The following is a 551-nucleotide window of genomic DNA, read 5'->3' as shown; positions in this document are numbered from 1 at the left end:
AGATCCTAACCCTGCTTCAACTCGACCTTACGGATGACAGCCTAGAAGAGACGCCACATCGCATTGCAAAAATGTACGTGGACGAGATTTTCTCTGGTTTGGATTACTCCAACTTCCCAAAAATCACGGTTATTGAAAACAAGATGAACGTAAGTGAAATGGTTCGCGTGAAAGACATTACTGTGACCAGTACGTGCGAACACCACCTTGTGACAATCGACGGTAAAGCCGCTGTTGCTTATATTCCTCGCGGTAAGATCATTGGCCTGTCTAAGATCAACCGTATTGTTCGTTTCTTTGCGCAACGCCCTCAAGTTCAAGAGCGTATGACACAGCAAATCCTAGTTGCTTTGCAAACATTACTTGAGTCTGACGATGTGGCCGTGACTATCGACGCGACGCATTACTGCGTGAAATCACGTGGTGTTATGGATGCAACTAGCGAAACGACAACCACAGCATTGGGTGGTATTTTTAAGAGCAACCCAGCCACCCGCGCTGAGTTTCTGCATGGTTTACGCTAGTCAAAACGAAGCTTAGATTTGAGAGAG

The 551-nt window shown here is 46.3% G+C and carries 1 protein-coding gene; it reads left to right on the top strand.

The genetic code is table 11. The features are described 5' to 3' along the window. The coding region (gene folE / locus R7Q48_RS30090; protein ID WP_318134066.1) for a GTP cyclohydrolase I FolE at positions 1 to 524 on the top strand (524 nt) is incomplete at its 5' end. Between the last annotated feature and the right edge of the window lie 27 nt (positions 525 to 551).

This window comes from Vibrio sp. 378, from assembly GCF_033339435.1.
The sequence above is the reverse complement of the archived record's forward strand: the minus strand, read 5'-3'. Positions and strand labels throughout refer to the sequence as shown.